This window comes from Xenorhabdus sp. SGI246, assembly GCF_040838225.1.
Lineage (GTDB): Bacteria > Pseudomonadota > Gammaproteobacteria > Enterobacterales > Enterobacteriaceae > Xenorhabdus > Xenorhabdus indica.
This window is the reverse complement of the sequence record NZ_JBFPEZ010000065.1, coordinates 1-5,846: the sequence shown is the minus strand read 5'-3', so window position 1 is coordinate 5,846 and position 5,846 is coordinate 1. Positions and strand designations below refer to the sequence as shown.

The 5,846-nt window shown below is 51.8% G+C and carries 8 protein-coding genes; all 8 read left to right on the top strand.

Going from position 1 to position 5,846, the window contains the following annotated elements; translation table 11 throughout:
• A partial coding sequence (locus ABLA85_RS15015; protein WP_367965208.1) for an antirestriction protein occupies positions 1–473 on the top strand: 473 nt, incomplete at its 5' end.
• 102 nt (positions 474–575) lie between these two features.
• Positions 576–1,040 (top strand): antirestriction protein, encoded by a 465-nt coding sequence (locus ABLA85_RS15010; RefSeq protein ID WP_367965207.1) that lies wholly within the window; start codon positions 576–578, stop codon positions 1,038–1,040.
• Between the two features lie 251 nt (positions 1,041–1,291).
• Complete coding sequence (locus ABLA85_RS15005) at positions 1,292–1,702, top strand: hypothetical protein (protein WP_367965206.1); 411 nt, start codon at positions 1,292–1,294, stop codon at positions 1,700–1,702.
• 16 nt (positions 1,703–1,718) lie between these two features.
• Positions 1,719–2,024: a TA system toxin CbtA family protein gene (locus ABLA85_RS15000; protein WP_367965205.1), complete on the top strand. Its 306-nt coding sequence runs from the start codon at positions 1,719–1,721 to the stop codon at positions 2,022–2,024.
• Positions 2,025–2,114: 90 nt separating this feature from the next.
• The gene (locus ABLA85_RS14995; protein WP_367965204.1) at positions 2,115–3,038 is read left to right on the top strand and encodes a DUF1281 domain-containing protein; all 924 of its coding nucleotides are present in this window, start codon (positions 2,115–2,117) and stop codon (positions 3,036–3,038) included.
• 115 nt (positions 3,039–3,153) lie between these two features.
• Entirely contained in the window at positions 3,154–3,843 is a 690-nt protein-coding gene (locus ABLA85_RS14990; protein ID WP_367965209.1) for an N-6 DNA methylase, read from the top strand.
• A 226-nt stretch (positions 3,844–4,069) separates the two neighbouring features.
• Entirely contained in the window at positions 4,070–5,080 is a 1,011-nt protein-coding gene (locus ABLA85_RS14985) for a TraI domain-containing protein (protein ID WP_367965203.1), read from the top strand.
• Between the two features lie 101 nt (positions 5,081–5,181).
• A partial coding sequence (locus ABLA85_RS14980) for a tyrosine-type recombinase/integrase (protein ID WP_367965202.1) occupies positions 5,182–5,846 on the top strand: 665 nt, incomplete at its 3' end.

Genomic DNA, 5,846 nt, shown 5'->3' with positions numbered 1-5,846 from the left:
CGGGCAAGGTGTTCTCCGTTGTTTTCAGGGAGTCCACAATGCAACAAAACCAAACCAGGACAACGGTGCATGCTGTACCGGCGTCTGAATTATCCCCTTTTGCGGACGTTTTTCCGCGAACCAGCCCACTGGAATTGATGCTGCTGGAACACACGGTCATTAAAGCGGCGGTCACGCTGTGTGAGGGTTACCGGTGTGATAAATGGCAGTGCCGGAAAGTGTCGGACAACATTGCCTATGCCGTGCCGACACGCGTTGACACGTATGTTGTCAAAATCGAGACCACTGACTTTAACGGCGAGGTGTCAGCGGATACGTTCGGGCTGATGGTCACGTTGACCGTACTGGGTTATCTGACGGCACTGATAAAGCACGATGAAATTGCTGAACGGTTTTGTGATTTGCGGGAATACGCTCTGCAACATCCCCAGGCCCCGTGTATTCGGGCGGCTTTAGGTTTAGCGGGGGTATGACGATAATTTAATCCACCCTGGCACTACGCCAGTCACCCGGACGGGGAACATGCTTCCCGTCGGGCAGGGTGTTCTCCGTCTTTTTTATTTAAGGAGAACATCATGCAAAAAAGTGAACTTATCATGCTGGACAGTCCTGCGCTGTCTGCGGTATTTCCCGGTAAAAAACCGCTGGAGCGGTTATTTCTGGGGTTTCTGATTGCCAATACCGCTGCGCAGTTATGTGGTGAATACCGGTATGAATGCTGGGACAGGCGGGATGCCTCTGAACCGCTGACCTATATGGTGCCGACATCCGCCGAAACATATTCTGTCTGTCTGCCGGACAGTGCGTTACCCATTACGCTGTCTGCCGATGCGTTCGGGCTGGCGGTGACGACAGCGGTGTTTGCCCGTATCGCGGTACTGGATGAACCCAATGAGGATGCGATCCGGTTCGGCGAACTGCGTGAATATGCGCGGCAACACCCGGAAACCGAACTGATACGTACAATACTGGATTTAAGCACGCCAGATAAGGTGCTGAGTCCCTCATTAATCCGCCGTGTCAATAATAATCATAACTGACGTTATCAGCCCATGATGCTGTTAACCCTTTTCTTAAGCGCCTGACCAGGGAGCCGAAAACACCTTCCCGGTATCGGGCGGGTGTTTTCTTTATTTGACATTCAATCAAGGAAATACCGATGAACCCGATTTTTTTACCGGTACCGGATGAAGCCGGGACGACATTCCATGAAGACATTTTTACCGTACAGGTCACCGGCCTGATGCAACACCCGCAAGCGAGGCAATCACTGCGGGAAGAAACCCTGACCGTGTGCGAAGCGGCTTCGGTAACAGAAGCGGTGCAGCGCCTGAAAGTTATCCATCTGCTGGGTGACTGGCCGGTGCCGGAAACGTTATCTCATCAAACGCAGGGCGTTTTTTTTCCGCTGACCGTGATGATTTATGACGCCGGGGACAGAAAAGTGCTCGGTGGCCGGTTTTATGACGAGATTGTCTGGGCGCAGCCGGTGACACTGGCCTCAGAACGCCTGTCACTGGAAAAGCGACAGCAGCAGTTATGTCAGTCAGCCGTGCTTGAGCAGGGCTGGCAGAATACACAGGCTGCCCGGGCATTGTGGCATGAGGCGCATTTGTTGTCGCTGCATGGGGTTTCGCCCTGTTATCAACAGTGCCGTGAAGTGCGGGATATTCTCCGGCACGGCACGACAGTCAGTGTTTAACGCGTGAGGTATCACTATGGCACTTTTACGTCTGACCGTCTGGCAGGTGATTGCCGGTACGTTGCTGAAGCGTCATTTTGGCCTGAACCTGGAGGATACGGTACTGTGTGAAGCCGACACGGTGGCTGAACTGATGGCCCATGGCGTCCAGCCATTTGAAGCCATTAACGAGTTAGTGGATAAATACGATTTAACCCGGCTGAATGCGCAGAGTATGAGCAGTACACCGTATCTGGGTATTCATGATGAACTGAGGGTAATTTTCGACAGCGGTATCACCGAGACGCTGCTCAGTCAGGGCAACGGATCACCATCCGAATAATCTATTTTTTTAATCACCCATAGGGGGAATGGTGCCCTGATGGCGCGGTTCCTCCGGTTTATTTTTATCCATCCAATGAGGAACCTGACCATGGCAGAATGGGTTACCAATCAACTGGACATCACCGGCAAGTCGGTGTGTATTGACGTCATGCAACAATGGGTCTGCGGTGAAGAAATTCCCCGTTACCGTCAGGCAGTGCTGCAAAGCCTGCGGCTGTTTCTGGCGGGTTGTGCGGGAATACTGAAACCCACCAAACCCCAGACTTATGCCCCGTATCCGGAACTGGTACGGGGGACGGCGGCCCCGACGGCGCAGCATCTGGCGTTTGAACAGTGGCTGATGCTGTTGCAGGACAATGTGCCGTTAAACAGTGACAACATTAAACGTATCGATAACCTGTACCGCCAGTCGGGTCTCAGCCTGCTGCGCTGGGAGAATGTACCGGCGCCGGCGCGTGACATCATGGCTTCTCTGCTGACCCGCCAGTATACCGACTGGTTTGGGATGGTGAGCTGGTCTGAGACGCCTGATATTGGTGCCTGCTGGGATAAACTGAATACGTATCCGGCAGCGGCGCAACCCTGCGATATGCTGATGATGATGCCGACCCGACTGGCCTGTGAGATTAACGGTAACAGTGGGTTGCTGAAAGGCATTGCCAGTACTGTGCAGTTTTACGGTGAGCAATACGGTCTGGAGTGGCCGTTCGGTCATCATGTCCGCTGGGAGCGCCGCCATGTCAGCAGCCTGACCGTGCGGTTTGATTCCCCGTGGGCACCGCCGTCAGCCGAACTGATGGGCGCGTTATCATCAGTGTTTGACTGTGAAATCCGCCACTGGTACAGCGAATCGTCAGGCCAGCTCAAAGGCTACGATTGCTATGACCAGGGTGAGCATGTGGACAGCGGCAACGGGCAATCAGGACGGGAGAACCGGCCTGCACTTTATCTGGTCAACGATGAAAAGCGGGCGGTGAACCTGACCGTGCCGGCCATCGCGGTCGGGCAATAGCCATTTGTTTAGCTCATCATTAAGTTACTTTTTTATCTTCACTTCAACCGAAAGGGGAAAACAGGTTCCCCTTTCGGAACGTGTTTCCCCGTATTTTTTGCAAGGAAAATACGTCATGTCATCACAACCGAATCTCCAGAAAGAATTTATCGAACTGTTTAACCAGACGGCGCGTTATCACCGTCGTTATCAGGTCTTTCAGGATTTTTGCAATTGTGCGATGGCCGCCATTCACAATAAATACTGTTACAGTGAGGAGCTGGAGCAGTATTACCTGAAAACCATCAACAAGTACGAACGGGAAGATGTTGACCGGATTGTGCAGCTGTTTTCCTATACCGTTCTTGGATTGGCTCAGGAACCCTGTGATTTTCTGGGCAGTGTGTTTATGCAGCTGGGATTGGGGGATAAAGCCCTCAATCAGTTTTTTACCCCCTGGAGCGTGGCCAGCATGATGGCGGAGATGCAGTTGCAGGATGTCTCCGCACGCTTGCAGGCGAGCCCCTTTGTGACACTGTACGAGCCGGCTTGTGGGGCGGGCTGTATGACACTGGCCGCCGCCGAAGTATTAAGAGAGCAGGGGCATGATCCGTTATGCAGTTTGTGGGTGTCAGCGATTGATATTGACCCGCTGGCCGCGGTGATGGCTTACGTCCAGCTTTCCCTGACGGGTATTCCGGCCGCGGTGACTATCGGTGATGCCCTGCATGATGGCGGCAGCAAACGGACACGTTACACACCGGCACACTATCTGGGTAACTGGTCGAGCCGTTTACGGGAGCATCAACAGCCACAGGCCGCCTGAATTTTTTCAGCCTCTATCCTATTACTCTAATGCGCCTTTCGGGGCGCTTTTTATTTTTAAATCATATTAATATATTGATTTATAATGGAAATTAAGATGACTAAGTCAGCGAGTCAATGAATGAATCGTATCAGTTTAATTTTCATTTCCGCAAAAAAAGTTTTTCCTTGTTTCAGACCGGGATTCACCGACACTGAGTCCAATTTGAACCGAAAGAGGAAAAACCATGTTTCAGCGTTTTAAATCCCATTTTGTCCGCCAGTCTGCCACACCGCAAAAATCATCCGAACAACAACCGGAAGCCATTCGTGACAACCGGGGCTATTTCCAGCCGCAATCGGCGGATAAGTTACTGTCCACCCCGCTGCGCCGTCAGTGTCTTCAGCAATTATGGCAAAACAGTGCCCTGCCCGAAGGGCTGTATCAGCGTTTTTATCTCGCACCGGTGAAGCAATTGCTGAGTCGTGTCCAACAGGTGCCGGCAACACCGGAAGGTAACTGGTCAGGCAGCGGGGATTTTGCTGACCTGACGCTAAAGTTTACCACCTGTGCCGTGCGGCTGGCGAAGGGACATCTGTTACCCCCCGGGGCAGCACCGGAAACGCAGGCTGCCCAGAGCCTGCTATGGCAGGCCGTCGTGTTCTGGACGGCATTATTTTACCACCTGCCGTTGTTGCGGCAACTGGAAGGGGAGCTGGATGATGGACATGACTGGCAGCCGGGATTGTGGACGCCAGACCGTCGCTTTCGTTTCCGGTTCCGGTCGTCCCGGCCAGATTTGTCTGTGCCACTGAACGCCATGATGGCAGCCCGTTTACTGCCGGAAGACGCGGTGACCTGGTTGTTTCTGGTACCGGACGCATGGACTTGCCTGACATTGCATCTTGGTGGCCATTCATCCTCTGTACCGTTGATTGATGAATTACTTCAGGAAGCCGCCGGACAGGTGGAGTCGCCTTTATTGAAACCGGGGAATTCTGCAGAATTGTCTGATGTCGCTGGGGTATCACCTGAACCTGGCCAGGCTTCTCCGGATTCCCCATTAGAAATGGCACCGGCATCTGAGCCATCCGGCGAGAGTGATACCCAGACGTTATTGTCTTTATTTCAATCCAGTCATGGGGCCTCTCATCAGGAGAAGGCAAAAAATCATCATCGCGGCTCGAAATTCGCCAAACAGTCTGTATCGGATAAAGAAAATGTTGCCAACAAAGATAACCACAATACATTATTGTAATGTAAATATTTTAATTGGTTATTTATATCTTGTATTTCCATAAAAACGTTTATTAACAATTGAGTGTCATGATTTATTTAATATATTAAGGAAAAAATAACATGTTGCCTGACGCAGAAAAAATCAGTTGGGATGAGTTATTGGAAGAGTACTTTTTTTCACATATGTTGCGACCGGCCACCGAGTGGAGTTATCGCAAAGTTACCCGGGTCTTTATCCAGTTTATGGGAGAAACGGTGTTGCCGGAACAGGTCACTCACCGGGATGTGCTACGGTGGCGGCGTCATCTTTTGATGGAGAAAAAACAGTCGAGCCATACCTGGAACAATAAGGTGGCACACCTGCGGGCCATTTTTAACTTCGTGATGGACAGGAAACTGCTGCCATTTACCGAGAACCCGTTTAGCAATGCGGCGGTGAAAAAAGAGAAGAAAAAGAAGAAAATTCTGAGTAAAGTCCAGATAACCCGTCTCTACCTGCTGATGGGGCAGTATGGGGAAGAAGAGCGAACACAGGTTGCTCCCCGGGGAGGGCGTTGTGCTTTATACCCGACCGGGTATTGGCTGACGGTGCTGGATACGTTCCGGCTGACGGGCATGCGTCAGAACCAGTTACTGCACCTGCGATTACGGGATATCAACCTGGATGGCAATTATATTGTATTGCGCGTCGAGGGCAGTAAAAATCACAGTGAGTGGCGGATACCGATGATCCGGCAGCTTAAACCCCGGCTGGCGCAACTCCTTGAACAGGCGAGAGCCTGTGG